26 protein-coding genes are annotated in these 25,433 nt (G+C 56.8%); 11 read left to right on the top strand and 15 right to left on the bottom strand.

Translation table 11 applies throughout. The features are described 5' to 3' along the window. Positions 1–20 precede the first annotated feature (20 nt). Positions 21–791 (bottom strand): ParA family protein, encoded by a 771-nt coding sequence (locus tag IEX44_RS10065; protein WP_188692745.1) that lies wholly within the window; start codon positions 789–791, stop codon positions 21–23. Positions 792–999: 208 nt separating this feature from the next. Between IEX44_RS10065 and IEX44_RS10060 the strand changes: the two genes are divergently transcribed. Then, the gene (locus IEX44_RS10060) at positions 1,000–2,058 is read left to right on the top strand and encodes a porin (protein ID WP_188692743.1); all 1,059 of its coding nucleotides are present in this window, start codon (positions 1,000–1,002) and stop codon (positions 2,056–2,058) included. A gap of 85 nt (positions 2,059–2,143) precedes the next feature. Here IEX44_RS10060 and IEX44_RS10055 read toward each other — a convergent pair whose 3' ends face one another. After that, on the bottom strand, positions 2,144–3,001 hold the full coding sequence (locus IEX44_RS10055) for a helix-turn-helix domain-containing protein (protein WP_188692741.1): 858 nt from the start codon (positions 2,999–3,001) through the stop codon (positions 2,144–2,146). A 114-nt stretch (positions 3,002–3,115) separates the two neighbouring features. On the opposite strand from IEX44_RS10055, the gene IEX44_RS10050 reads away from it, so the two are divergent. Next, entirely contained in the window at positions 3,116–4,114 is a 999-nt protein-coding gene (locus IEX44_RS10050) for a phytanoyl-CoA dioxygenase family protein (protein WP_188692739.1), read from the top strand. A gap of 134 nt (positions 4,115–4,248) precedes the next feature. On the opposite strand, the gene IEX44_RS10045 is transcribed toward IEX44_RS10050, so the two are convergent. Continuing rightward, a complete protein-coding gene (locus IEX44_RS10045; protein ID WP_188692737.1) occupies positions 4,249–5,283 on the bottom strand; it encodes a CDP-6-deoxy-delta-3,4-glucoseen reductase in 1,035 nt (344 codons plus the stop codon). Between IEX44_RS10045 and IEX44_RS10040 the strand changes: the two genes are divergently transcribed. Both IEX44_RS10040 and adhP read left to right on the top strand, forming a co-directional pair. After that, a complete protein-coding gene (locus IEX44_RS10040; protein ID WP_229678938.1) occupies positions 5,276–6,244 on the top strand; it encodes an NAD-dependent epimerase/dehydratase family protein in 969 nt (322 codons plus the stop codon). The genes IEX44_RS10045 and IEX44_RS10040 overlap by 8 nt on opposite strands. A gap of 148 nt (positions 6,245–6,392) precedes the next feature. Beyond that, positions 6,393–7,415 (top strand): alcohol dehydrogenase AdhP, encoded by a 1,023-nt coding sequence (gene adhP / locus IEX44_RS10035; RefSeq protein ID WP_188692735.1) that lies wholly within the window; start codon positions 6,393–6,395, stop codon positions 7,413–7,415. Between the two features lie 77 nt (positions 7,416–7,492). On the opposite strand, the gene IEX44_RS10030 is transcribed toward adhP, so the two are convergent. The 10 genes from IEX44_RS10030 to queA all read right to left on the bottom strand — a co-directional run bounded on the left by IEX44_RS10030 (position 7,493) and on the right by queA (position 16,932). Continuing rightward, positions 7,493–8,263, bottom strand: coding sequence for a flagellar brake protein (locus IEX44_RS10030; protein ID WP_188692733.1), 771 nt, complete (start codon positions 8,261–8,263; stop codon positions 7,493–7,495). 6 nt (positions 8,264–8,269) lie between these two features. Further along, a complete protein-coding gene (locus tag IEX44_RS10025) occupies positions 8,270–8,857 on the bottom strand; it encodes an SCO family protein (RefSeq protein WP_188692730.1) in 588 nt (195 codons plus the stop codon). A gap of 60 nt (positions 8,858–8,917) precedes the next feature. Then, positions 8,918–9,589: a dethiobiotin synthase gene (gene bioD, locus IEX44_RS10020; RefSeq protein ID WP_229678936.1), complete on the bottom strand. Its 672-nt coding sequence runs from the start codon at positions 9,587–9,589 to the stop codon at positions 8,918–8,920. Between the two features lie 20 nt (positions 9,590–9,609). Then, entirely contained in the window at positions 9,610–10,497 is an 888-nt protein-coding gene (gene bioC, locus IEX44_RS10015) for a malonyl-ACP O-methyltransferase BioC (RefSeq protein WP_188692726.1), read from the bottom strand. Then, positions 10,494–11,129 carry a DedA family protein gene (locus IEX44_RS10010; RefSeq protein ID WP_188692724.1) on the bottom strand — a complete coding sequence of 212 codons (636 nt, stop codon included), beginning with the start codon at positions 11,127–11,129 and terminating at the stop codon, positions 10,494–10,496. Before IEX44_RS10010 ends, bioC begins: the two co-directional genes overlap by 4 nt. A 187-nt stretch (positions 11,130–11,316) precedes the next feature. Next, positions 11,317–12,252, bottom strand: coding sequence for a protein translocase subunit SecF (secF, locus tag IEX44_RS10005; protein ID WP_188693951.1), 936 nt, complete (start codon positions 12,250–12,252; stop codon positions 11,317–11,319). Positions 12,253–12,273: 21 nt separating this feature from the next. Beyond that, positions 12,274–14,100 carry a protein translocase subunit SecD gene (secD, locus tag IEX44_RS10000; protein ID WP_188692721.1) on the bottom strand — a complete coding sequence of 609 codons (1,827 nt, stop codon included), beginning with the start codon at positions 14,098–14,100 and terminating at the stop codon, positions 12,274–12,276. Between the two features lie 58 nt (positions 14,101–14,158). Beyond that, a complete protein-coding gene (yajC, locus tag IEX44_RS09995) occupies positions 14,159–14,500 on the bottom strand; it encodes a preprotein translocase subunit YajC (RefSeq protein ID WP_188692720.1) in 342 nt (113 codons plus the stop codon). A 144-nt stretch (positions 14,501–14,644) separates the two neighbouring features. Further along, on the bottom strand, positions 14,645–15,790 hold the full coding sequence (tgt, locus tag IEX44_RS09990; RefSeq protein WP_188692717.1) for a tRNA guanosine(34) transglycosylase Tgt: 1,146 nt from the start codon (positions 15,788–15,790) through the stop codon (positions 14,645–14,647). A 116-nt stretch (positions 15,791–15,906) separates the two neighbouring features. Next, positions 15,907–16,932: a tRNA preQ1(34) S-adenosylmethionine ribosyltransferase-isomerase QueA gene (queA, locus tag IEX44_RS09985; RefSeq protein ID WP_188692714.1), complete on the bottom strand. Its 1,026-nt coding sequence runs from the start codon at positions 16,930–16,932 to the stop codon at positions 15,907–15,909. Positions 16,933–17,138: 206 nt separating this feature from the next. On the opposite strand from queA, the gene aroQ reads away from it, so the two are divergent. The 4 genes from aroQ to prmA all read left to right on the top strand — a co-directional run bounded on the left by aroQ (position 17,139) and on the right by prmA (position 20,599). Then, positions 17,139–17,594 (top strand): type II 3-dehydroquinate dehydratase, encoded by a 456-nt coding sequence (gene aroQ, locus IEX44_RS09980; protein WP_229678934.1) that lies wholly within the window; start codon positions 17,139–17,141, stop codon positions 17,592–17,594. Positions 17,595–17,645: 51 nt separating this feature from the next. Further along, positions 17,646–18,107 (top strand): acetyl-CoA carboxylase biotin carboxyl carrier protein, encoded by a 462-nt coding sequence (gene accB / locus IEX44_RS09975; RefSeq protein WP_188692707.1) that lies wholly within the window; start codon positions 17,646–17,648, stop codon positions 18,105–18,107. Positions 18,108–18,186: 79 nt separating this feature from the next. Next, complete coding sequence (gene accC / locus IEX44_RS09970; protein WP_188692705.1) at positions 18,187–19,557, top strand: acetyl-CoA carboxylase biotin carboxylase subunit; 1,371 nt, start codon at positions 18,187–18,189, stop codon at positions 19,555–19,557. 145 nt (positions 19,558–19,702) lie between these two features. Continuing rightward, on the top strand, positions 19,703–20,599 hold the full coding sequence (prmA, locus tag IEX44_RS09965; protein ID WP_188692702.1) for a 50S ribosomal protein L11 methyltransferase: 897 nt from the start codon (positions 19,703–19,705) through the stop codon (positions 20,597–20,599). Between the two features lie 94 nt (positions 20,600–20,693). Here prmA and IEX44_RS09960 read toward each other — a convergent pair whose 3' ends face one another. Next, the gene (locus IEX44_RS09960; protein ID WP_188692697.1) at positions 20,694–21,161 is read right to left on the bottom strand and encodes an Rrf2 family transcriptional regulator; all 468 of its coding nucleotides are present in this window, start codon (positions 21,159–21,161) and stop codon (positions 20,694–20,696) included. Positions 21,162–21,248: 87 nt separating this feature from the next. Here IEX44_RS09960 and IEX44_RS09955 point away from each other — a divergent pair, with 87 nt between their 5' ends. Beyond that, positions 21,249–21,560 (top strand): metal-sulfur cluster assembly factor, encoded by a 312-nt coding sequence (locus IEX44_RS09955; protein WP_188692694.1) that lies wholly within the window; start codon positions 21,249–21,251, stop codon positions 21,558–21,560. Position 21,561: 1 nt separating this feature from the next. After that, a complete protein-coding gene (locus IEX44_RS09950) occupies positions 21,562–22,677 on the top strand; it encodes a DUF8744 domain-containing protein (RefSeq protein ID WP_188692690.1) in 1,116 nt (371 codons plus the stop codon). On the opposite strand, the gene IEX44_RS09945 is transcribed toward IEX44_RS09950, so the two are convergent. Continuing rightward, positions 22,598–23,932: an MATE family efflux transporter gene (locus IEX44_RS09945; protein ID WP_188692688.1), complete on the bottom strand. Its 1,335-nt coding sequence runs from the start codon at positions 23,930–23,932 to the stop codon at positions 22,598–22,600. The genes IEX44_RS09950 and IEX44_RS09945 overlap by 80 nt on opposite strands. 139 nt (positions 23,933–24,071) lie before the next feature. On the opposite strand from IEX44_RS09945, the gene IEX44_RS21180 reads away from it, so the two are divergent. Further along, complete coding sequence (locus IEX44_RS21180; protein WP_188692687.1) at positions 24,072–25,415, top strand: DUF3426 domain-containing protein; 1,344 nt, start codon at positions 24,072–24,074, stop codon at positions 25,413–25,415. The last annotated feature ends 18 nt before the right edge of the window (positions 25,416–25,433 follow it).

Below are 25,433 nucleotides of genomic sequence, written 5' to 3'. Positions count from 1 at the left end.
CCAGGTTGCGCCCAAAGGATTCATTTTGCCAGTGATTGATAGAGGGCGCTAAATGCCTGAGCGAGTTTGTGGCGTGGCTCCAGCTGTACCAGCGGCACGGCACGCTCGTGAGATTCGCGCACCTTCACAGAACTATTCAGAAATGGCTCCAGCACAGGCAACCCCCGTGATTTGAGTTCATCGACCATGCGTGTTGGCAGCGTGGCACGTGGCTGGAACTGGTTGACGACAATCCCTTCCACACTGAGCGCAGGATTATGATCAGCGCGTATTTCGGCTACGCGGTCCAATAACCCAACGAGCGCATCGCGTGAAAAGGCGTCGCAATCAAACGGAATCAGGCAGCGATCTGCAGCAATCAGCGCGGATAATGTAAAGAAGTTGAGCGCCGGCGGCGTATCTAACCAGATTTCATCAAATCGGGCGCCCAATTCTTGCAAGGATTCACGTAATTTGAAGATCTTGTACCGAGACTCCAGTTTGGCTTGTTGCTCGGCCAGCCCGGCTCCTGCAGGCAGAACGTAAAGCCCCGGGCATTGCGTGGCGTGGACAAAGTCTTCAATGGTATTGGAATAGAGGCTGAAATTGAGCGTTTGCTCAAAGAACTGGGTGAGTGTCGGTGTCGTTTCACTGGCCGTTTCACCCAACAGGTAGCGGCTGGCGTTGCCTTGGTGATCCAGGTCCACGACAAGAACTGACCGACCGGCCAGCGCCGCCGCAGCGGCCAGGTTAACGGTGATGGTCGACTTGCCCACACCGCCCTTCTGGTTGAACACGACTCGTCGGACCATGCGTAAATCCCGTTTAGCGTTTATGCGCCAGGTCAATATAGCACGCGCATATGTAGCGACTTTGATCAAAAAAATTCCGTAAAAATTCACAATATGCTGTTGGAAATAGTTACGGGTGTATGAAAAGCCCGCTCCTTAAACTGCATCCAAGTTTGCGGCACTGCCGTCAAGCCAAACAAGACGTGGATTCAGACAAAGGAGAATACAAATGAAAATCAAATATACAACGCTCGCCGTAGCACTGGCCCTGGGTACCGGTGCAGCCATGGCCGATGTGACCATCGACGGTAGCATCACTGGCGGTGTTGATTACTTGAAGGCCGGCAATACCAAGTCCGGCGGTGTTTCCTACGACGCGATCATTGGCGTTTCCGGCAGCGACAAGCTCGATGCTGGCGGCAAGGTGATCTGGCGTGTCGAACAAGAAATCCAGAACCAGCCGGGCAACCGCACTCAAGGTGGCACCGCTAACTGGGGCAATCGTCAAGCCTACATCGGTCTGACTGGTGATTACGGTACATTCCGTGCCGGTAACATGCTGAGCCCGACCTACGACGCGCTGGATCGCCTGTACGGTGATACCGGTGCTGAATGGCTGGTCCGTGACTACGGCTTCGATCAAAGCAACTACGCCAAGAACGTTGTTCGCTATGACATGCCAAGCCTGTACGGTTTCAATGCTTCCGCAGCGTACTTCCTGGAAGACCAAAGCCGCCAGGGCAGCAAGGGCTACGACCTGACCGCCAACTACAAGTGGCAAGGTCTGGGTATCGATGGTACCTACCAGCATCGTAACAACATCACCAGTGAAGACGTGTCTGGCCAGCCGGTATTTGCCGATGGCACGGACAGCAAGAACTGGTATGCCGGCGCGAACTACAAGTTCGACAATGGCTTTGGCGTGAAGGGCGGTTTCAAGCGCGCAGAAGCCAGCAACGCGGGTGATGATCTGAAGCAAGACATGTGGATTGCCCAAGGTTCCTACGAGCAAGGCAAGCACGGCGTGTACCTGAGCTACATCAACCTGCGTGATGCCAAGCTGAACGGCTCCACCCAGGACGACAGCGGCGCTCAAGCTGTTGATGCTCGCTACAACTACAGCCTGTCCAAGCACAGCCTGGCCTACGTTGACGCCCGCTACGTGAAGAACGGCGACAACGCTTCGTACAGCGCTGCTGACGACGTGATGTACTACGGTAACGACGATGCCGCTGCAGCCGGTCAAAACAGCTACCGTGTGATGACTGGCCTGAAGACCTGGTTCTAATCAATCAGATTCAGGTATTACAGTCAGGCCAGCCTCTCTCTGGCCGAGTGTAAAAAAGCCGGACCTTCGGGTCCGGCTTTTTCGTTCAAGGCGCGCGGTATTGCTGCCGGAACTGCCGCGGCGTGATGCCCTTGGTTGCCATGAACTGGCGATTGAAGTGTGCCAGATTCCGATACCCCGCAGCTTCGGCGACCATCCCGATGGGTTTATCACTCTGAATCAGCAACTGACAGGCATGCCCAACACGCAGCTGGGTCAGATAGGCCGTTACCGTCTTGCCGGTATGGCGTTTGAAGAAGCGATGAAACGCACCCACAGAAAGCGCCACACGCTCAGCCAGTTCTTCGACCATCAAGGGCTCCGCAAAGCGCTGGTGCATCACATCCAGCACCTTGCCCAATCGGTGCTTGCTGCCTGTTGTGTCCAGCAAAGACATACCTGATGAGAGCGGTTGTGCCTGCGCATCTCTGGCGAGTTCCAGCAAGACATCCAGCAACACCGGTAAACGCCGCGCCGTGTCCAGGTTTTCCAGCGCCATCAAACGGGGGCGCACGCCATTGATCACCGCAGGCGAAAAACTCAGTGCCCGACTGGCTTGTTCAGCCAATTTGCGGATGGGCGCCAACTCCGGCAAGCCTTTCACCAGCTGCTCAACCCATTCCCGGCTAAACCAGACGACAACAGCGAGTACAGGTCGGGTTTCATCCAGCGCGCCTTGTGCCGACCAGGTGTGTGGCAAATTCGGCCCGACGAGCACCAGGTCGCCGTCCACAAAGTCACCCAAATGGTCGCCAATGTAGCGTTGACCCGTCGCATTCACGGTCAGCGTCAGTTCAAACTCCGGGTGGTAGTGCCATTCAAAAGGCAGATTGGGTAGCTCACGCCAGAGCAAAGCCCAGGATGCGCCATCTGGTACGGTCACGTGTTCACGTTGCGGCTTCACAACTCACCTGCAGTGCACAATAAAACGTCACAATAGTATCAATTTGTGCCACATCAAGCATAAACGGTCGCCAGACGGCGGTGCAGAATCTGCGCATCCACCCCGGAGACCAACATGAACGACCGCTATCAATACGGCGACAACCGCCCAGGCAACCCCTCCGTTGCTTATCTCGATCAAGTACAACTGCGTGATTTGAAGAAGGCAATGCCACTGCGCGTGCTGTCTGAAGCCGATTTTGCTCACTGGCAACGTTATGGGTACGTCATCGTGAAGAATGCGGTATCGCCTGAGGCCGTCCAGCGCACGACTGATTTCTTGTGGGAATTCCAGGAGTTGACCCCACAGGACCCAGCCAACTGGATCAAGCCACAGCTACGCGATCATGAAATGAAAGAACTCAATGGCTCCGGCATGGTTGAGGCTTATCAGAACCAGACCATGTGGGATAACCGCCAGAACCAGCGTATCTACGATGCGTTTGTTGATATCTGGGATCGCGAAGACCTGTGGGTCACGATTGACCGGGCCAATCTGAATCCGCCCAATCAAGGTGCACGCAAATTTGGCGGCTTCATTCACTGGGATGCCGATACGACACTGGACCCGATGCCCGTCAACGTGCAAGGCGTGCTTGCCCTCTCGGACACCACCGAAGAAGGTGGCGGCTTTCAGTGCATTCCTGAACTGTTTGAACACTTCGCCGAATGGCGCAAAATTGCACCGGCAGATCGCAATCCATGGCAGCCAGATCTGACCGGGGTACCCTGGCCGGTTCGCTTCATTCCCATGCAAGCGGGCGATCTGCTGATCTTCAATAGCTTGCTGGCGCATGGCATTCGCCCCAACACATCGACCAACAAGGTGCGACTGGCGCAGTACATCTCGTTCACGCCGGCAGATGAAGCCAATGCCGAACTACGTGACTGGCGCATTGGCAGCTGGTATCGCCGCGAACCCGCCCGCGGTTATGCCTTCCCGGGCGACCCCCGTAACTGGGAACAAACCCGTTATCCGCGTGCTGATCTGACCGAACTTGGAGAGAAAGTCCTTGGGTTACGCCGTTGGGCCGACGCGGAGCGCGCCCTTGACCCGGACAGCCTCACCGCTTGATGGCACTTTGAACCACCAAGCCAGATTGCCCTTCAGCCCCGCCTTGTTGCGGGGCTTTTTTTCGCAGCGCCATCTGAATGAAAAAGCCACCGCGTGCGGTGGCTTTTCGTTCCCGGCATGGCATGACCGGCAAATCAAGCAGCCGGTTTAGACATGTCTTTGGAGGTAAAGAATGCATCGGAGAAAAACTCATTCTCCGGCAATCCACGCGCCACAAAATTCTTGTACGCGGCCTCAACCATCACTGGTGCGCCACAAGCATAAACCTGCCAGGCAGCCATGCTGCCGAAATCGTCCAGCACAGACTCATGAACGAAACCAGTGCGGCCCGTCCAGTTGTCTTCCGGCGCTGGTTCAGATAACACCGGAATGTACTTGAAGTTGGGGTGATCTTTGGCCCACTGTTCCGGCAGTTCCGGCATGTACAAGTCACGCTGGCTACGCGCGCCCCAGTACAGAATCATCTGGCGATCGATGCCCTTGTTGAAGGCATGTTCCAGAATACCTTTGATCGGCGCAAAACCGGTGCCCGTCGCAACAAAAATGATGGGTTTGTCACTGTCTTCCCGCAGAAAGAACGACCCCAGGGGGCCCGTAAAGCGCATGATTTCGCGCTCTTTCATCTCGTTCCAGACATAGGCGGCAAACTCACCACCGGGCATGCAGCGAATATGCAATTGCAGATATTCGTCATCATGCGGTGCGTTGGCGATCGAGAAACTACGCTTCTTGCCACCCTTGGTATGCAAATCAATGTACTGGCCAGCCAGGAACTGCAAACGCTCTGTGGTCGGCAGCTTGAATGACAATACCGCAACATCGTGAGAAACCTTTTCGATCTTCTGTACACGGCACGGCAGCGTTTTGATCTGGATATCCTTGGTCGCAGAGACCTCACGGCATTCGACCGTAATATCAGTGGTCGGCACGGCACAGCAGTACAGTGCCAAGCCGCGTTCACGCTCCATATGCGTGAGCGCAGACTCTGCATAGCCATCCGGATAGTCAACCTGCCCTTGCACTACCTGGCCCTTGCACGCACCACAAGCGCCGTTCTTGCAGCCGTACGGCATGCTAAAGCCCGCACCAATGGCGGCATCAAGGATAGTCTGCCCTTCTTGCAGGGCAATTTGCTGGCCAGATGGCAGGATGGTAAGTTGCTTGGACATCGTCAAATCATTCCAGATCAATCAAGTGTTGCCAGTTAACAAGAATCGTTCGCGCATGCGCGCCAAACCACGGCTACTGATTGCCGGCTGCGGTGACGTCGTTTCCCGCGCCTTGCCGTGGTTGTTACAACGTTTCAGGGTATATGTGCTGTGCCGTCGAGCCGATCAAGCCGATCATTTGCGAGCCATGGGTGTCGTTCCAATCCTGGCAGACCTTGATCAGCCAGCAACGCTCTCGCGCCTGGCGGGCCTGCGCGCGACGCTGATCCACAGCGTGCCGCCTGCGACTCATGGTGAGACCGATCTGCGCACGCGCAAGTTGCTGAGCGCAATACAAAAACCAGCGCCTCGAAACAGCAAGTCGACGATTTTAGCACAGCCACCTCGCCCCGCCGTCTATATCAGCACCACGGGCGTTTACGGCAACGCCGACGGGCACTGGCTGGACGAATCTCGCGGCGCACGGCCGGACAGCGCACGGGCACGCCGTCGCGCCGATGCAGAGCAGCAGTTGCGTTCATGGGCGCGCCGTACCGGCCGCCCCCTGGCCATTTTGCGTGCACCTGGCATTTACGCTGAAGGCCGCTTGCCGACCGCGCGTATCGAGCGTGGAGAGCCGGTCATCCGACGTGAAGAAGATAGCTGGTCCAACCATATCCATGCTGACGATCTCGCGCACGCGGTGTGTCTTGCGCTCTTTCGGGGCCGCCCGCTGCGTACCTATAACGTGGTTGATGATGCCCCATCACGTATGGGCGACTGGTTTGACGAAGTCGCCGATGCCAGCAAACTGCCACGCCCGGCCCGAATCACGCGTGAAGAGGCTCAACTGCAACTTTCTCCCGCAATCCTGTCTTACCTGGGCGAATCCCGGCGCCTACGGAATCTGAGGCTCAAACAAGAGTTGCGGGTTCACCTGCGCTGGCCCACTACAAGCAGCTTTTTCGCTTCCCTTTTTTGATTCAAATTTACTAAAACCCCACGCAACCTGAAAAAATTTGCTTCAGGTCAACGAACCCTCTCGAGGCCCGTCTTAACCTGCTCACATACAGCTAGCGCCCAACCGGCGCCCGCTATCTTCCTTCCACCATCCAGGCAAGGAGTTGAAAATGTCTGTGTCCGCACGTGCAGCAGTGGTTCGTGAATTCCAGAAACCACTTCAAATTACCCAGGTAGAAATCCCTTCCCCCGGCCCTGGTCAGGTGTTGATCCGCGTGATCGCCTGCGGGGTTTGCCATACCGACTTGCATGCCGCTCACGGCGACTGGCCAGTCAAACCCACGCCACCATTCATTCCTGGCCATGAAGGTGTAGGCGAAGTCGTAGAAGTTGGCCCAGGCGTAACGCGTATCAAAAAAGGCGATATCGTCGGCTCGCCGTGGCTGCATGAAGCCTGCGGCTGCTGCACTTATTGCGTCACCGGCTGGGAAACCTTGTGCGAGACCCAGACCAACACCGGTTATTCAGTTAACGGTGGCTTCGCCGAATACATGCTTGCCCCGGCCGACTACGTGGCTGAGATTCCGCAGGGCCTTGATCCGTATGATGTCGCGCCCATTCTGTGCGCTGGCGTGACCACCTACAAAGGCCTGAAAGAGACTGATGCCAAGCCGGGCGACTGGGTGGCAATCTCTGGTATTGGCGGGTTGGGTCATGTCGCTGTGCAATACGCCAAAGCCATGGGCTACAAGGTGGTTGCTGTTGATCACGGCGCCGAAAAACTGGCGCTCGCGAAAGAACTGGGCGCAGATCTGGCTTATGACTATGCCGACAAGGATATGGTCGCCAAGGTACAGAAAGACACTGGCGGCGTGCACGGTGCGTTGGTTACTGCGGTTTCGCCTGCGGCCTTCAAGCAAGGCATTGACCTCTTGCGCCGTGGTGGCACCATTTCTCTGGTCGGCTTGCCACCGGGCACTTTTGAAACGCCGATCTTTGATGTTGTACTCAAACGCATCACCGTGCGCGGGTCAATTGTCGGGACGCGTGAGGACCTGCGTGAAGCATTGCAATTTGCAGCAGATGGCAAGATCAAAGTGCACTACAGCAAGGCAAAGCTGGACGACATCAATAGCATCTTCGACAAGATGCTGGCGGGTGAACTGCTTGGGCGTGTAGTACTCGCACTCTAACAAGCACCAGCCTTCCGACCCAATAAAAAAGCCCCGGTAAAGGGGCTTTTTTATTGGGTCGACAACCAGAATCAGCATCAACGGCCAACGAGCGCCTTGCGTTCACGCTCCAGTTGGGCCAGCAGTTTTTGCAACGTGGCTTCTGCTTGACGGTTCAGATTCAAAAACCGGCAGCCAATGTGATGAACTTCCTGACCTGTGCGATTGGTCATGACACGCCGCGAGCGGACCTCAAGAGCCACGGACATGGCACCCCACTGCCCCAATTCCAGTTCAGCCTTGGACAGTTGTTCACCCGCTTGTAACTGCGCGGCTTGCGCGGGCGTGGCCCACAGACCAACCCCACCCAGCGAAATATCGTGGATTTCCAGCATCGCGCGCTGGCGGTCAGCGAGCACCGTGTCACACAGCCAGGGGCGTACCAGCGGGGTTTCAATACGGAAAAACTCGCGGCGCTGCAGTTTGATCAGATCTTTCGGGAACGGTACAGAAAAAGCGGGCGAGCCTTCGTACTTGATCAGCTTCGGGCGACCGATCACAAACTGGATTTTCACGCCGTCAGGCAAAGCCACCACAATATTGCGGTCAGACTGGGCCAGCGCTTCATTGGTGGGCTCATGACCACCGACATCCAGCACAATTTCACGGTTGGGCACATCAACCGTAAGAATTCGGGACAGCATCAGCTTCTGGCCGTGCGAAAAATACACGGTCACAAAGTCACCGCGCTGTACCAACTGGCGCATCACGGCACCAATTTCCAGCGGGTTGCTCAACAGAAACGGAGAGACGTCCTCGCCCTCTGCGATCGGCATCTGCCGTTCCTGGTTGTTCTCAGGCTCGCTCATGCAAGCTTATTCCTCAATCAGCGTAGTGATGTCTTTCGTCAGCACGGCCGGCGAAGCACCATAATTTTCCAGCACCCGCAGGCGCCCTTTTTTATCCAGCAGAAAGCTGCCCGCACTGTGGTCCAGCGTATAGTTGGCTCCAGCGCCCTGCTTCTGGTAAATCACTTTATATTGACCAGCCACTGCAGCGACCTGCTGCGGCGTACCCGTCAAGCCAACAAACGTTGGGTTAAAAGCGGGCACGTATTGTGCCAGCAAAGTGGGCGTGTCGCGCTCCGGATCAAGCGAAACGAACAAAACTTGTACGTCTGCGGCTTTGTTACCCAGATTTTTCATGACAGCCGCGTATTCTGCCATGGTCAAAGGACAGACATCCGGACAATGTGTGTAGCCAAAAAACAATGCAACGACTTTGCCCTGAAAATCCGCCAGGCGTCGTGCTTTGCCATGATGGTCGACCAGCGTGAAATCACCACCAAAGTTGGCACCCGTTATATCGGTACCTTCAAATGCCACTTTAGAACATCCAGTGCACAGTACGGCCAGCAAAACCAGGCATAGCAATCGTTGCAGCGGTTTCACATACAGGTTCATGGATTGGTCCGGTCAGTTTCGTTCGCCAGTGTGCGCCAGCCGCAACCCTGACACAAGTGTTCAGACTAGAAAAGCAACAGCTTCGGCTGGCAAGCTGCCTTTTTCCGCCTCAGGATGATGGGCAATCTGCCCAATCAAGGGGGCATTGAGGGTGTTTTGCAAAGTAGCCAGATTTTCTTCATAGCGCGCCATCTGCGGATCAACCCGGTTGGCAACCCAGCCCGCCAGCACAAGCCCGCTAGCACGGATCGCCTGGGCCGTTAGCAGGGCATGGTTAATACAACCAAGACGCATGCCTACCACCAGAATCACCGGAAAACCCAGTGCGATGGCCAGATCAGCCATAAAAGCGTGATCATCCAGCGGGGCCAGCCAACCACCCGCACCTTCGACCAGCACGACATTTGCCTGCTGTTGCAATTGCCGGCAGCAATCCTCAATATGCGTCAGCGAAATCTCGATCCCTGCTTCGCGAGCGGCCAGATGCGGCGCAACAGGCGGCATGAACCGGTAGGGATTAACCAACTGCGGATCAGCCTTCACCGAAGAGGCACTTGCATGCCCGGCGACGTCAGCATTCCACATATATGGCTCGTCATGGGGCCCGACTATTAGCTCACAACCTGACGCGACCGGCTTCATGCCGACACTGGAAAGGCCACCCGCAGTGAATGCCCGCAAAAGTTGGCAAGTGGCAACGGTTTTACCCACTTCGGTATCCGTGCCGGTCACAAAAAATCCTGTTCCCTGCATTAGCGCACCCGTGGGCGGAATTCAATAACCTGACTGCCATCGGCCAGCTTTTTGCCTGGTGCGGTATCTGGCTTCCAGGCATGACCATAAACCACTTCGTAGGTCGCGGGCAGTTCGCCGTCGCGGCGGAACGCCTCATAGGCCGCCGTAATGCGTTGCCATGCCGTCTTGCCCATCATGCCATCCCGTCTACCGCGCGTAGCGTTTTGCGCGCCAATGGCCTTGAGATCAGCCAGAATGGGTTTCAGTTCCGGATAGGTCAAGGTGATGTGTTCCATATCCATGACCGGCGTGGCAAAACCACTATTGACCAGCGCATCGCCAAGATCGTGCATGTCGATGAACTGATTCACATGGGTGTGGCCATCTACGCCGGCAAACGCTGCGCGCAACTCACGCAGGGTATCGGGGCCCAGCGTGGCGAACATCAAAAGACCACCGGGCTTGAGCACCCGAAGCATTTCGCCAAATGCGGTATCTGGCTCATTGCACCATTGCAGTGCCAGGCTGGACCAGATCAGATCAACCGAATTGCTGGCCAGCGGCAGCGCCTCCAGATCACCGCACACCTGCACCGGCTTGCGACGGTCAAATAAGGCCCGGATACCGCCGGCTCGACCATCTCGCGCGACACGCAGCATGGAGGGTGCCAGATCAAGCTCAATCAGCCGGCTCTCAGGATAACGCTCACGCAATACCGGACAGGCAAAACCCGTACCGCTGCCTGCATCCAGGACCCGCTCAGGCTTGATGCGGATGAACTCCAGCCGTTCTGCCATACGCTGGACCACCTCTCGCTGCAACACCGCTGCTGCATCGTAGGTGCTGGCTGCCTTGTCAAAGGCAGCACGCACTGCTGCCTTGTCCGTGTAAAACGCTTCGCTCATGCCTTGCTCAGTCTCGCTTTCAATGCACTGATCATGACCGGGGCGACCGAGAGAAACACGATGCCAATGACCATGACAGACAGATTTTTCTTGATAAATGGGATATTGCCAAAGAAATAACCCAGCGCCACCAACCCGCCCACCCAGACCAGCGTACCCGCAACGCTGAACGCCAAGAAGCGCAAGTAAGGCATCTTGCCGACACCGGCTACAAACGGGGCAAAGGTCCGGACGATGGGCACGAAGCGCGCCAGCGTCACCGTTTTGCCGCCATGCCGATCGTAAAACGCGTGGGTGCGCAGCAAGTAGTCGCGGCGGAAGATTTTTGAATCCGGATTACTGAACAGTTTCTCCCCAACCGTACGTCCAATCAGGTAATTGGTACTGTCGCCCAGGACGGCTGCAGCCATCAGCGTGATTGCAAGGACGTATGGGTCCATATTGCCCAGGGCTGCCACGGTGCCACCCACAAACAACAGCGAATCACCGGGCAAAAACGGGAAAACCACAAGGCCGGTTTCGCAGAACACAACCGCAAACAACAAGGCATAAATGCCAGTGCCATAACTTTGCGCCAGTTGCTGCAGATATACATCCAGGTGCAAGAAAATCTGGATCGGATTGAAGTCCATGAGGCAAGGAACCCTTGTCTGGTTGGGAAGGACGCAGCGCTATCCGCACGGATGGTACGGAATAACCCGGGAGTTGTTCAATATTTTTGCGATAAAAAATGACAACGCCGGCGCTGCACGCCGGCGTTGGTGTGAGGCGGCATACCGGTACAAGCATGAATCGTACCGATAAAACCTTTATGAATACTTAGACAACCGCCTCTTGCTTTACTTTCACTGGCTTGATCATGTTCTCACGTGTGACACCAAACATCAGCAGCAGCGGCGAAGCCACCAGCACGGAAGAATAAATACCAAACAAGATGCCAATGGTAAGGGCAGTTGCAAAACCATGCAGTGCCGGGCCACCAAAGATCAGCATGGATAACACCATGACTTCGGTCGAACCGTGGGTAATGATGGTCCGGCTCATGGTGGACGTAATGGCGTTGTCGATGATCTGCGGTACGTCACGGCCACGCATGTTCGGCTTGCGGAAGTTTTCGCGAATCCGGTCAAACACCACGACAGACTCGTTCACAGAGTAACCCAGTACGGCCAGAACAGCTGCCAGCACGGTCAGCGAGAACTCCCACTGGAAGAACGCAAAGAAACCCAGAATGATGATCACGTCATGCATGTTAGCGATCACGGCCGAGATAGCAAAACGCCATTCAAACCGGATAGCCAGGTACGCAATAATGCCCAGACACACCAGGGTAATCGCAGTCAGGCCATGCGAGACCAGTTCATCACCCACCGACGGGCCGACGAAGTCCACCTTGCGGATCTGAACGTCCTGACGATCCTGCTTAAGGACGTTGAGCACTTCATTGGAGAGCTGCGCCGAGGACTTGCCCTTGATGTTGGGGATGCGGACCAGCACATCGCGCGTGTTACCCAGTGCTTGCACCTGGGCTTCGCCATATTTGAGTGCATCCACCTTCTGGCGGATCTGGTTCAGATCTGCGGTCTGGCTGTATTGCAGCTCAATCGAAGTACCGCCGGTGAACTCAACGCTGAAGTTCAAACCTTTGTGCACCAGGAAAAACACGGCCAGCAAGAAGGTCACCAGCGAGATCGCGGTGGTGATCTTCCCGTAGCTCATGAACGGGATGTCGCGCTTTACATGAAAAAATTCAATCATTTTCCTAACTCCCCCGCCTTACACAGCCAGCGAAGACAAGCGGCGACGATAGCCGTAGAACAAGTTGATCAGCCCGCGTGAGACGAACACGGCACTGTACATGGAGGTCATGATGCCGATGCAGTGCACCCAGGCAAAGCCGCGTACGGCGCCCGAACCAAAGATCAGCAGAGCCAGACCGGCAATCAGCGTGGTCACGTTGGAATCCAGAATCGTGGCAAACGCGTGAGCGTAACCATTCTGGATAGACATGTGCGGGCTCATGCCGTTGCGCAGTTCTTCACGCACGCGCTCGTTGATCAGTACGTTGGAGTCAATGGCCATGCCCAGCGTCAGCGCGATCGCGGCGATGCCCGGCAGCGTCAGCGTCACACCCAACATGGACAACAATGCCAGCAGGAACACGAGGTTGGCGATAAGCGCAATGGCGGACGAGACGCCAAACACGCGGTAATAAATCATCATGAACACGGCAATGGCGAGGAAACCGTACATGGTCGATTCAAAACCACGTTCGATATTTTCCTTACCCAGGCTCGGGCCAACGGTCCGTTCTTCCACGATGTTCATCGGTGCAGCCAGCGAACCAGCACGCAGCAGCAACGCGGTATCACGGGCTTCATCCGAGGTCATGGCGCCGGAAATCTGTACGCGGCCACCACCGATCTCGCCACGAATCACCGGAGCGGTGACGACTTCACCCTTGCCCTTTTCAACCAGGATCATCGCCATACGCTTGCCGACGTTGTCGTGCGTGAGCTGGCGGAAAATACTGGAACCGGCCGAGTCCAGGCTGACCGATACGGCCGGCTGCCCTTGTTCGTCAAATGCCGGCTGGGCGTCATTGATGTTGTCACCAGTCAGTTCAACATCTTTTTTGACCAGGATCTGGCCAGGCGTACCACGGCGGGAAGGCTCATCCATCAGCTCCGTACCATCAGGCACATTGCCACCCTGTGCAGCCTGCAGGTGCGACTGGTCTTCGTCCACCATGCGCACTTCCAGCGTGGCGGTACGGCCCAGAATATCCTTGGCCTTGGCGGTATCCTGCACACCCGGCAGTTCAACCACGATGCGGCCTTCACCTTGCTGCTGGATCACCGGTTCAGCCACACCCAGTTCATTCACACGATTATGCAGCGTGGTGATGTTCTGCTTGACCGCGTCAGACTTCAGTTGCACCAGCGACTGTGGCGTAAACGTCAGCGCAACACTGTAGTTGTTCGCATCCTTGCTCGGCGTCACCGCCAGGTTGGGGAAGCCCTTGCGCAGCGCATTGGCGGCATCATCCACCGTTTGCGCATCACGCAACTGCACCACCACGCTGTCCCGCTGGCGATCGATCTTGCCGTAGCGGATCGACTTGTCACGCAACTGGCGACGAACCTCACCGGCCGTCTTGTCGAGTGACTTGGATACAGCGGCATCCATGTCGACTTCCAGCAAGAAATGCACACCACCACGCAGATCCAGGCCCAGCGCCATGGGCTTGCCGCCCAGACGCACCAGCCATGCTGGCGTTTGCGGAACCAGATTCAGGGCAACAGAGTAGTCATCGCCCAGCGCGGTCTGGATTGCATCCTTGACCTTCAGTTGCGTATCGGTGTCCTTGAAGCGCAGCTTGACCGAGTTCTCATCAGCCAACACAGCGTCTGGAGTAAAACCGGCTTTGGTCGCGATATCAGCCACACGATCCTGCAACGCGGCATCCACCTTGACGGTGGAACGGGCGCTGGAAATCTGGACGGCCGGGCTTTCACCAAACAGGTTGGGCAAGGTGTAAAGGACCGCCGCCACAACAGTGACGATGATCAGCAGGTACTTCCACAACGGATAACGGTTCATGTTCAGAGCCGGTAATGACAAGCGGCAGCCAATATGCTGCCGCTTCTCGGGTTACGTTTTACTTGTTGTTTTTGATGGTGCCTTTTTCCAGGCGCTGCGCGACGGCAGAACGCTGGATTTGCACTTCAACACCGTCTGCCACTTCAATGGTCAGGTAGTTGTCTGCAGTCTTGGTCACACGGCCCAGGATACCGCCAGTGGTGATGATCTCGTCACCCTTGGCGACGGCTTGCAGCATGGCTTGCTGTTCCTTGGCGCGCTTTTGCTGCGGACGGATCAGCAAGAAATAGAACAGCACAAAGATAACGACCATCGGCGCAAATTGGAGCAGGCCGGCGGCCGGGCTCGCTGCGGCGGCGCCAGCATCGGCGGCATAGGCAGAAGGAATCAGTTGCAGCATGACGGTTGATTTTCCGTTTTAGTGTTAAGCGTGATAAAGCCGCCCATTTTAGCCCGCGTGTTTGATGAAATCCACAACGGGCCGCCCAGGCGGGAATGCTGCCAGATTGATTGTATCCGGCAGCGACTTCGGACAAGGTTACGTTCAGTCGGTTCCGCGCGCGCGTTCGGCGTGAAATTGTGCAACAAAAGCCGGGAAGGTATCCGCTTCAATCGCCGCACGCATATCTGCCATCAGGTCCTGGTAATAGCGCAAGTTGTGGATGGTATTGAGTTGTGCGGCCAGAATTTCACCCGAGCGGAACAAGTGGTGCAGGTAAGCGCGGCTGAAATTTCGGCAAGTGTAGCAGTCGCAGGTTTCATCCAGAGGTCGCTTGTCCTGACGATGTTTGGCATTCTTGATCTTGATGTCACCGTAGCGCGTAAACAACATGCCGTTACGTGCATTGCGGGTTGGCATCACACAATCGAACATATCAATGCCCTGCGACACGCCATACACCAGGTCTTCCGGTGTGCCCACGCCCATCAAATAACGGGGTTTGTTTTCCGGCAGATGGGGTGCGGTAAATGCCAGCACGCGATAGAACTCCTCGCGCGGTTCGCCCACCGACAAGCCACCAATCGCCATGCCATGAAAACCGATGTCGTTCAGGACGCCCAGCGACTCCATACGCAGGTCTTCATGCATGCCGCCCTGCACAATCCCGAACAGTGCATTCGGGTTTTCCAGGCGATCGAACTCGTTGCGTGAGCGCTTGGCCCAGCGTGCCGACAGACGCATGGAGTCAGCGGCTTGTTTGTGATCCGCCGGGTAGGGCGTGCATTCATCAAAAATCATGACGATGTCAGAGTTCAACACACGCTGGATGCGCATGGATTCCTCTGGCGTCAAAAAGAGCTTGTCGCCGTTCACGGGGCTTTGGAACTTGACGCCCTCCTCCGTGATCTTGCGCAGATCACCCAGGCTGAACACCTGAAAACCGCCAGAGTCGGTCAGGATGGGTTTTTCCCAGCCCATGAATTCATGCAGCCCACCGAACTGGCTCACCACTTCCAGACCTGGGCGCAGCCACAAATGGAAGGTATTGCCGAGGATGATCTGCGCCGAGATTTCATTCAGATCACGCGGCGTCATGGCCTTGACCGTGCCATAAGTGCCGACCGGCATGAATACCGGGGTCTGCACCACGCCATGGTTTAGCGTCACCTGGCCACGCCGGGCCCCGCCGCTGGTGGTTTTAAGTTCAAACTGCAGGCCATCGGGCACTGCCTGATTTTGGGTAGACATATTATTAGATACCTCTCGCAACCGGAAAACAGTCCGGCGCGGATGGATTGAACAAACGGATACGCCAGACAAACGGTTCTTCAACCGGGTCTCTGGCGGAACCAAAACCCGTGATTCTACAGGGTTTGCTTCTCCAGCAGCATGGCGTCGCCATAGCTGAAAAAGCGGTATTCATGCTCAACAGCATGCTGATACGCATTTTTCATGACGTCGTAACCCGCAAACGCCGACACCAGCATGAGGAGCGTGGATTTGGGTAAATGGAAGTTGGTCACGAGGCGATCGACCACTTTGAACTCATAACCCGGCGTGATGAAGATGTCTGTATCGCCCTGCGGCTCAGCCAGCAAACCACGCTGACTGGATGCTTCCAGCGCGCGCAACGACGTGGTCCCCACCGCAATGATACGACCACCCGCCGCTTTGGCCGCTTTCAGTTGCGCCACCGTTTCACCCGAGATCACATAACGCTCGAAATGCATTTTGTGATCCGCAATATTGTCGACGCGCACGGGCTGGAAGGTCCCCGCCCCTACATGCAAGGTGAGAAACGCGGTTTGCACACCCGCCGCCCGCAGTTGCTCCAGGATTTCATCGGTAAAGTGCAAGCCGGCGGTCGGCGCGGCAACAGCACCCGGGTCACGCGCGTAGACCGTCTGATAACGCTTTGCATCTTCGTCATCGGGCACATGAGTAATATACGGCGGCAAGGGCAACTGGCCAGCTGCGTCCAGAATCTGCAGCACAGGCATATCAGATTCGAACTCCAGCAAAAACAGATCTCCCTGACGTTCGACCATCTTTGCTACCCAGCCACCATTGAAAACCAGCTTGCTGCCCGGTTTGGGAGACTTGGATGAACGCACATGCGCGAGCGCACGGTGATCATCCAGCACACGCTCAATCAGGGCCTCAATCTGGCCACCGCTTTCTTTCTGCCCAAAGATACGCGCCTTGATGACTTTGGTATCGTTAAAGACCAGAACATCACCTGCCCGCAAAAAACGGCCAAGTTCGGCGAACGTGCAATCTTCCAGTGTGGCGCCATTCACATGCAGCAGACGGCTGCCACCACGGTTCTCTGGCGGGAATTGTGCGATCAGATGCTCGGGCAATACATAGTCAAAATCAGATAACTGCATGAAAACGCTCGTTCATCACTGTAATAAAGTTACGGGATTATATCAGCATCAACCCCGTGCAAGCCGCGCCGCGCTTCGGTGAAACGCGCTTTCAAACGACTGTTTTACCGCAAAAATGCGGCGAATTTCGTCGAATTTGCTGGACAACACCCATGTAGCTCGGCAAACTCCCGCCGATGACAGGGAACACTCGATCCGGGGCGACCATGACGCAAGGCCGAAAAATTCTGGTTCTGCACGGTCCCAACCTCAATCTGCTCGGGGTGCGCGAACCGCAACATTATGGCGCCGACACACTGGCCGCCATCAATGCCCGTTTGGTTGAACAAGGCACCCTTGCCGGTGCTACGGTCGAGACATTCCAGTCCAATCGAGAGTTCGAGTTGATCGAACGCATTCACGCCACACTGGACGACGGCACTGACTTCATCGTCATCAATCCTGCCGCGTTTACGCATACCAGCGTAGCGCTGCGAGATGCCATTTCTGGCGTCAAGAAGCCGTTTGTGGAAGTGCATCTGTCCAACGTTCACGCCCGTGAATCGTTCCGCCATCACTCGTACTTTTCCGATCTCGCCGTTGGCGTGATCTGCGGGCTCGGCGCCAAGGGTTATGAATATGCCTTGTCGTTCGCGCTCTCCCATACCGTCAAGACGTCGTAGCACGACGTCTTCGTTCCAGACACCACTTAATTTCAAAAAGGGTTGCCATCAATGGACTTGCGCAAACTCAAAAAGCTGATCGATCTCGTCGAGGAATCCGGCATTGCCGAACTTGAAGTGACCGAGGGCGAAGAAAAAGTTCGCATCACCCGCGTCAACCAGAACGTTGCGCCGACATACCTGGCACAAGCGCCGCAAATTCAGCTGCCGGCTGCTGGTGCGGTTGCTGCCCCGGTTGCCGCCGCTGGCGAAGCCGCCCCGGCTGCTGCTGTACAAGAAGGCACCCCGGTCAAGTCGCCCATGGTCGGCACGTTCTACCGCGCACCGAGCCCGGGCGCCAAGAACTTCATCGAAGTCGGTCAGCAAGTGAACGCTGGCGACACGCTGTGTATCATTGAAGCCATGAAGCTTCTGAACGAAATCGAAGCTGAAGTCAGCGGCACCGTGAAGGCTGTGCTGGTTGAAAACGGCCAGCCGGTTGAATTCGGCGAACCGCTGTTCATCATTGGATAATTCTGTGAGGTGTGCGCTCGCTCACCTGGCCACGAGCCGGTTTGCAGCCAAAATCTCTCACTTCTCACGGAGTTGAGCCATGTTTGACAAGATCCTGATCGCCAATCGCGGCGAAATTGCGCTGCGTATCTTGCGCGCTTGCCGCGAAATGGGCATCAAAACCGTGGTCGTCCATTCCGAGATTGACCGCGAAGCCAAATACGTAAAGCTGGCCGATGAATCGGTATGTATCGGCCCGAACCCGTCCGCCCTCAGTTACCTGAACGTGCCGTCGCTAATCGCGGCAGCCGAGGTGACGGAAGCCCAGGCCATCCATCCGGGTTACGGCTTTTTGTCTGAAAATGCCGATTTTGCCCAGCGTGTAGAAGAATCCGGCTTTGTATTCATTGGCCCCAAGCCTGAATCCATCCGCATGATGGGTGACAAGGTGTCCGCCAAGAACGCCATGAAGGCGGCCAAGGTACCGTGCGTACCAGGCTCCGACGGCGCACTGCCTGATGACAATACCGAAGTACTGAAGATTGCCCGCAAGATCGGCTATCCGGTGATCATCAAGGCCGCTGGCGGTGGTGGTGGCCGTGGCATGCGTGTGGTGCATGAAGAGAACGAGTTGCTGCGCTCGGTTGAAATGACCAAGTCTGAAGCAGGCGCGGCCTTCGGCAACCCGACCGTGTACATGGAAAAGTTTCTGGAAAACCCGCGTCACGTGGAAATCCAGATTCTGGCCGACAGCCATGGCAATGCCATTTATCTGGGCGAGCGCGATTGCTCCATGCAGCGCCGCCACCAGAAAGTGATTGAAGAAGCGCCGGCACCATTCATTACCGAAGCCCAGCGCAAGAAGATCGGTGAAGCATGTGCCGATGCTTGCCGCAAGATCGGTTACCGTGGCGCAGGTACGTTTGAGTTCCTGTTTGAAAACGGCGAGTTCTATTTCATTGAAATGAACACCCGCGTGCAGGTGGAACACCCGGTGACCGAAATGATCACTGGCGTGGACATAGTGCAGGAACAGATCCGCGTTGCTGCGGGCCTCAAGCTCAATTACACGCAAAAAGACATCAAGCTCAAGGGCCATGCCATTGAGTGCCGTATCAACGCCGAAGACCCGCTCAAGTTTGTACCGAGCCCCGGTCGTATCACCACCTGGCACACGCCGGGCGGCCCCGGCGTACGGGTTGATTCGCACGTGTACCAGGGCTATTTTGTGCCGCCCAACTACGACTCAATGATCGGCAAGATCATCACTTACGGCGACACGCGTGAGCAGGCCATGGCCCGCATGCGCATTGCCCTGTCGGAAATGGTGGTGCAAGGCATCAACACCAACATTCCGCTGCACCAGCAATTGTTGGTAGACGCCAACTTTGCCAAGGGCGGCACCAGCATTCACTACCTGGAACACAAGATGCCGGAAATCCGCGCCTTGCTGGAAAACCAGGTCGTTTGATTGCCTTCAGGGCAAAACAAAAAACGGAGCTCTGGCTCCGTTTTTTGTTTTGTGCGATACCACACTCAACAAGCAAAAGCTGAAATAGCGTTGCGGATCAGCGTGCTGCAGTGAGAAAATAGTCATTTGGTCCTAAGGCAGCATCATGTCCTGGCAAGAACTTCGTATCGAAACCGACTCCCGGCATGCCGAGGCGCTTTCTGACGCCCTGTTTGATCTCGGTGCGCTCTCCGTATCGATCGAGGACGCAACCGCCGGCACCGCTGAAGAAAAACCCATTTTTGGCGAGCCAGGCGAACCGCTCGAACAATTGTGGGAAAAGAGCATTGTTGTCGCCTTGCTGGAAGACGGCGCAGCACCGGAATTCCTGGTCGCCGCGGCCGCCAACGCAGTGGGTATCCCGAATCCGCTGTATGTCGTGCAGATTGTGGAAGAACAGGACTGGGTACGTCTGACACAATCCCAGTTTGACCCGATCCATATCTCCGATCGTCTGTGGATCACCCCTACCTGGCACGAATCGCCTGATCCGCGCGCCATCAACATCGTACTCGACCCAGGCTTGGCTTTTGGCACCGGTAGCCACCCGACCACCCGCTTGTGCCTGCGCTGGCTGGATAACAATATCCAGCAAGGTGAGACGGTTCTTGATTACGGTTGTGGCTCCGGCATTCTGGCCATTGCCGCCCAGAAATTGGGTTCGGGCGAAACACATGGTGTCGACATTGATGCGCAAGCCATGGTGGCATCACGCCAAAATGCTGAACAGAATAACGTGCAGATCGAATTCTTCCTGCCAGATGCCGCGCCACAACGGCAGTACGATGTGGTTGTCGCCAATATTCTGACCAACCCGCTCAAGACCCTGGCGCCGTTGCTGGCTGGTCGTGTGCGTGCAGGTGGCCATATTGCGCTCTCCGGCATTTTGCAGGAGCAGACCGATGAAATCGTGGCGATCTACGGTGTGTGGTTCAATTTCCTGCCTGCTAGCCAGGAAGACGGTTGGGTTTGTCTGTCGGGCACGCGCAAGGCAGACGTATAAGGCGCATTCACCCTCGCTACAAAAAAAACACCGCTTTATGCGGTGTTTTTTTTGTAGGTTGTTTTGAGATCAGGCAACCCACTGCCCCGTTTGCTCATACTGCTGATTGTTTGACCGGAATTTCGGCAGGCACCACATGCAGCATCTTTGCCAACGGACGGGGGTCCGTGAGCAGGTCAGACAAAACATATTGATCCAGCACTTTGTAAAGTGCTTCAAGCGCCTCGGCCAGCACAAACTTCAGTCGACAGACAGAGTCGATCCGGCATGCTGAGTGCTCGCGATCAAAACACTCTACCAACGGACTATCCGACTCACTGGCGCGGACCAGTTCTCCGATATTGATACGGTCTGCCGTACGCCCGAGCCGCATGCCACCGCCCTTGCCACGTACAGTTTCGATATACCCCTGCCGCGCCAGCCAGTTCACCACCTTCATCAAGTGGTTATCAGAGATGCCGTAGGCAGTGGCAATATCGCTGCGCGTGGCCAATCCGTCATTATTCACGCCCAGGTACAAGAGCGTGCGCAGGCAATAGTCGGTAAAGACATTCAGGCGCATGACGCTTCCTTAATATGTATTTTATATATTGATTATAGCTGTTTGCGGTGCTAAGGTCAGAGCCATCTTCCCGACGGTTAATCGATCATGTCCAGCCTCTCTGCCGAAGCCGTGCGCGAAGCGCTCAAAAACGTGATCGATCCGGAAATCGGCATCAATATTGTCGATCTGGGTCTGGTGTACCGCATTGATGTCACGCCAGATACGCTGCATGTGGCCATGACCATGACCACCCCCGCCTGTCCCATGAGCAACATGCTGCAAGAAGATGTGCACGATACGCTAGCCCCACTGTTCGGCACAACGCATGCCATTGAAATCGAACTGGTATGGGCCCCACTCTGGTCCCCCACATTGATGAGCGAACGCGCTCGCGCCCATTTTGGTTGGGACGAATAACATGAAGCGTACTGCGCTGCCTTTACTGCTCCTGGCCATCAGCGCGTTGCTGGCGGGCATGTACGGTGGCCTGGCACGGCTCGGTTTTGTTCTGCCAGTGGGCAACGGGGCACTGATCATTGATCACGGCAGCCTGATGGTCTGCGGCTTCTTTGGCAGCTTGATTGCCCTGGAGCGCGCTATGGCATTACGAAGTGGTTGGGCCATGCTGGCACCCGCGCTGACCGCCATCGGCACGCTGGCCGCCGTCTTCTGGCCCACGCCCGGCATGATATTGATGATCGCCGGTGCGGGGCTGCTCACCCTGGCCAGCCTTCAGGTCTACCGGATACAACCCGCGCCATTCAACGCTTTTCTGGTGATTGCAGTATTGGGTTTGCTGGCCGGAGATCTCGTCCTCTGGTATAGCCATGCGCCTTGGCTAGCCGTACCTGGCTGGATGGTCTTTCTCGTGCTGACCATCGCCGGTGAGCGCCTGGAATTGACTCGTCTGATGCCCAAGGCACAACAGGCTGCCCGCCGCGCCTGGCTCCCCCTGTCGATGCTGGTGACAGGCGCAATACTCGCCGTTTTCTGGTACGCGACGATATTGGGGTTGGGGCTGTTAAACGTCGCTCTCTGGTTGATGCGGGAAGATATAGCCCGTCGCAATCTCCGCCAGCATGGCCTGACACGGTATATCGCCGCTTGTTTGCTGAGCGGTTATGCCTGGCTGGCGCTCGCCGGCGCATTACTCGCCTGGCACGGTGCGCAACCATTCGTTCCGGGTATGCCACATTACGATGCCGTGCTGCATATGGTGTTTATCGGGTTTGTTGTCGGCATGGTATTTGGACACGCCCCGATTATCATCCCCGCACTCACGGGCTGCCGCTTGCGCTACCGACCGATGTTTTACGCGCCGCTCGCGTTGCTGCAAATCACACTGCTGCTCCGGGTTGTCGGGGACCTGGCACACTGGCCCGCAGTGCGCCAGGCCGGCGGCATGCTCAATGTCGCGACGTTGCTGTTCTTTGCGGTCCTGATCCTGACCAGCATCACACGGCGTGCGCCGGTTGCACCACGCGCAGCACCCTCGGCAAACGCCAGGCCAGCGTCACCCCACGCAGGGCCATGAACAGGGTCATCGCCAACCACAGGCCGTGATTACCCCAGATTCGCTGCAAACCCAGGGCAAACGCCAGGAAACACGCCGTGCAAACCAGCATGCATAGCATCAGATCACGCGTGCGGGTTGCGCCAATGTAAACGCCATCCATCAAGAACCCCCATACCGACACCACCGGCATCAATACCGCCCAGGGTAAGAACTGCGCAGCAGCCAGGCGAATGGCACTCTGGTTGGTCAGCAGCGCCACAATGCTGTTGCCTGTGGTGGCGTAGACCACGGTAAAGATCAGCGCCAGCAGACCAGACCACAGCGCGCTGATGCGAATGGCACGTACCAGTCGATCCCGCTGTTGCGCGCCAATGGCCTCGCCAGTCAGTGCTTCTACGGCATGTGCCAGTCCGTCCAGCCCATAAGCCATGAAGGTCTGGAAATTCATCAATAAAGCGTTGGCCGCCAGAATTACATCCCCCTGATGCGCACCAGCATGGGCAAACCAGCCAAAGCTACCCAGCAGCAATAGCGTGCGCAGGAAAATATCGCGATTGATCAACGCCAGGCGCTTGAGTGGTTCCGCGCGCATGAGGTCCGCGCGCCGCACGCGTGGCAGACCTCGTGGCAACAGGCGGCGGATAACCATCAGCCCTGCACCAAACCCCGCCAGATCCGCGCAGGCCGTGGCATAACCAATCCCTGCAACACCCCACTGCAGGTGGCGAACAAACAAAAAGACGGCGAGCACATTGACCAGATTAACCCACAGTTGCAGGGCCAGCGCCTGGCGCACACGCTGCACGCCCAACAGGTATCCCAGTACCACGAAATTGGCCAGGACCAGGGGCGCTGACCAGATACGGGCATGGGCATAGGTGATGGCATCTGTTTGTACCGCCGACGTCCCGCCCAGCAACTGGATCGTGAGCGCGATAAGTGGCGTTTGCAGCATTAACACGCAGGCCCCAATCGCGAATGCCAACAACATTGCCCGCCACAGGTTATCGCGCAACGCGAGATAATCCCGCGCCCCCCAGGCCTGCGCAACCAGACCGGTCGTGCCCATGCGCAAGAAACCAAATCCCCAGAAAATGAAGCTGAAAAACACGCCGCCCAGTGCAACGCCACCGATGGCGGAGGTGTCTGTCATATGCCCGGCCATGGCGGTATCCACCGCAGCGAGCAAGGGCTGGGTGAGATTAGCCAGCGCAATGGGAATGGCTAGCCCCAAAACGCGGGCGTGAGTCACCGGGCTGGCCGAAGGGGTCATCTGGGTACAATTCCTGAACGGGATCAAGGCCCACGATCATCGCATATTCCGCGGGTTACATCGCCTGGCTGCGTATTCAGGGTGACAACCTGCGGAGCCTGTCGTGACCAGTCTGACGTTAACAGCTAGAATCGCGGCCATGAGCTATATCACGCGCTGCCCCAACTGTCGCACCGCCTTCAAGGTAACTGAACCGCAACTGGCTGCCCACGGCGGCAAAGTACGTTGCGGCAAATGTGCATTCATCTTCAATGCGCGTGACAGCCTGGAGCAGCGTTTGCCGGATGCACCGACGCCTGAGGCTGAAGTAGCTCGCCCGGAAACACCGCAACCGGCAGCAGAGGTTAAACCCGCTACGCCGGCGAGCCAGCCCGCGCCGGCACCCATTGCAGCGCCGGCTCCAAAACCAGAAACAGCGCACCCGGCTCCTGCACCGGTGTTCGTACCGACGCCACCCGTAGAAGTACCGCGCCCCGTACCTGCCCCAGCGCCGACGCCCGTCGCTATACCGGTTCCACAGCCAGCACCCGCAGTGGTCCCGCCGCCGCCAGTAGCCGCGCCCCGGCCAGCACCACAACCTGCACCCGCCACGACAGAGGTAGCACCTGAGCCCGCGCCTGCCGTGGCAATGCATGCGCCCTCGTTGCCGGCTCCAGAGCCCACTCCTGCTCCGCCGCCTGCCGAAACCATGCGTGAGTGGCTGCAGAACGATTACGTTCAGGCCATTGCCGCAGTCGCCGCAGAAGCCGAAGCGCGCGACTACGATGATTACGTTGCGACACCGGAACCAGCTCCGGCGCCCGCTGCACTCACGCCGGCAGAGCCCCCCGCCGAAGCACCGGCACCTGTCGCCCCTACTGAACCGCTGACCACGCCAGAACATGAAGAGCCGGTTTTTACCGTGCCACTGCAAACCTGGTCAGCCGAAGAACAAGAGCGTGAGGGCTACCGCCCGATTCGCACAGCAGAAGATGAAGCCCTGCTGGCACTGCCACAAGCAAAATCAAAATGGCACCTTGCGGCTATCCCGCTGGCCTTGCTACTGGTCCTTGCCGTGCTGCTACAAATCGGGATCCGTTACCGGAACGAACTGGCCGTCAACTTCCCGTGGTTGCGGCCGCCGCTGTCCTCGTTGTGTCAGGTGGCGGGTTGCGATTTGCCATTGCCACGTAACGCAGGCCTGCTCCGTTCAGACTATTCAGAACTGATCTTCGTACCCGATCACCCGGAGCTCATCCAGCTCTCGGCCTCGCTGCGCAACCTCGCACCCTACGACCAGGCTTTGCCTTCGCTGGAACTGACGCTCACCAATGCGCAGGAAGAAGTCGTGGCCAAGAAGGTATTCTCTGCACGTGATTATCTGGTCGCCAATGAGAAAAAACGGGCTGGCCTGACGGTGAACGATGAACTCCATGTGTTTCTGCAACTGGATGCACACGGTCTGGGTGCCAGCGGCTATTCGCTTTACTGGTTCTACCCCTGATCCATGGCAGACACTGCC

This window comes from Silvimonas amylolytica, assembly GCF_014645555.1.
Taxonomy (GTDB): domain Bacteria; phylum Pseudomonadota; class Gammaproteobacteria; order Burkholderiales; family Chitinibacteraceae; genus Silvimonas; species Silvimonas amylolytica.
This window is presented reverse-complemented; position numbering and strand designations above follow the sequence as displayed.

Coding starts and splice junctions, on each gene's coding strand:
- IEX44_RS10065 (WP_188692745.1), bottom strand. CDS start 791: ATGGTCCGACGAGTCGTGTTCAACCAGAAGGGCGGTGTGGGCAAGTCG.
- IEX44_RS10060 (WP_188692743.1), top strand. CDS start 1,000: ATGAAAATCAAATATACAACGCTCGCCGTAGCACTGGCCCTGGGTACC.
- IEX44_RS10050 (WP_188692739.1), top strand. CDS start 3,116: ATGAACGACCGCTATCAATACGGCGACAACCGCCCAGGCAACCCCTCC.
- IEX44_RS10045 (WP_188692737.1), bottom strand. CDS start 5,283: ATGTCCAAGCAACTTACCATCCTGCCATCTGGCCAGCAAATTGCCCTG.
- adhP (WP_188692735.1), top strand. CDS start 6,393: ATGTCTGTGTCCGCACGTGCAGCAGTGGTTCGTGAATTCCAGAAACCA.
- IEX44_RS10030 (WP_188692733.1), bottom strand. CDS start 8,263: ATGAGCGAGCCTGAGAACAACCAGGAACGGCAGATGCCGATCGCAGAG.
- IEX44_RS10025 (WP_188692730.1), bottom strand. CDS start 8,857: ATGAACCTGTATGTGAAACCGCTGCAACGATTGCTATGCCTGGTTTTG.
- bioC (WP_188692726.1), bottom strand. CDS start 10,497: ATGAGCGAAGCGTTTTACACGGACAAGGCAGCAGTGCGTGCTGCCTTT.
- IEX44_RS10010 (WP_188692724.1), bottom strand. CDS start 11,129: ATGGACTTCAATCCGATCCAGATTTTCTTGCACCTGGATGTATATCTG.
- secD (WP_188692721.1), bottom strand. CDS start 14,100: ATGAACCGTTATCCGTTGTGGAAGTACCTGCTGATCATCGTCACTGTT.
- yajC (WP_188692720.1), bottom strand. CDS start 14,500: ATGCTGCAACTGATTCCTTCTGCCTATGCCGCCGATGCTGGCGCCGCC.
- tgt (WP_188692717.1), bottom strand. CDS start 15,790: ATGTCTACCCAAAATCAGGCAGTGCCCGATGGCCTGCAGTTTGAACTT.
- queA (WP_188692714.1), bottom strand. CDS start 16,932: ATGCAGTTATCTGATTTTGACTATGTATTGCCCGAGCATCTGATCGCA.
- aroQ (WP_229678934.1), top strand. CDS start 17,139: ATGACGCAAGGCCGAAAAATTCTGGTTCTGCACGGTCCCAACCTCAAT.
- accB (WP_188692707.1), top strand. CDS start 17,646: ATGGACTTGCGCAAACTCAAAAAGCTGATCGATCTCGTCGAGGAATCC.
- accC (WP_188692705.1), top strand. CDS start 18,187: ATGTTTGACAAGATCCTGATCGCCAATCGCGGCGAAATTGCGCTGCGT.
- prmA (WP_188692702.1), top strand. CDS start 19,703: ATGTCCTGGCAAGAACTTCGTATCGAAACCGACTCCCGGCATGCCGAG.
- IEX44_RS09960 (WP_188692697.1), bottom strand. CDS start 21,161: ATGCGCCTGAATGTCTTTACCGACTATTGCCTGCGCACGCTCTTGTAC.
- IEX44_RS09955 (WP_188692694.1), top strand. CDS start 21,249: ATGTCCAGCCTCTCTGCCGAAGCCGTGCGCGAAGCGCTCAAAAACGTG.
- IEX44_RS09950 (WP_188692690.1), top strand. CDS start 21,562: ATGAAGCGTACTGCGCTGCCTTTACTGCTCCTGGCCATCAGCGCGTTG.
- IEX44_RS09945 (WP_188692688.1), bottom strand. CDS start 23,932: ATGACCCCTTCGGCCAGCCCGGTGACTCACGCCCGCGTTTTGGGGCTA.
- IEX44_RS21180 (WP_188692687.1), top strand. CDS start 24,072: ATGAGCTATATCACGCGCTGCCCCAACTGTCGCACCGCCTTCAAGGTA.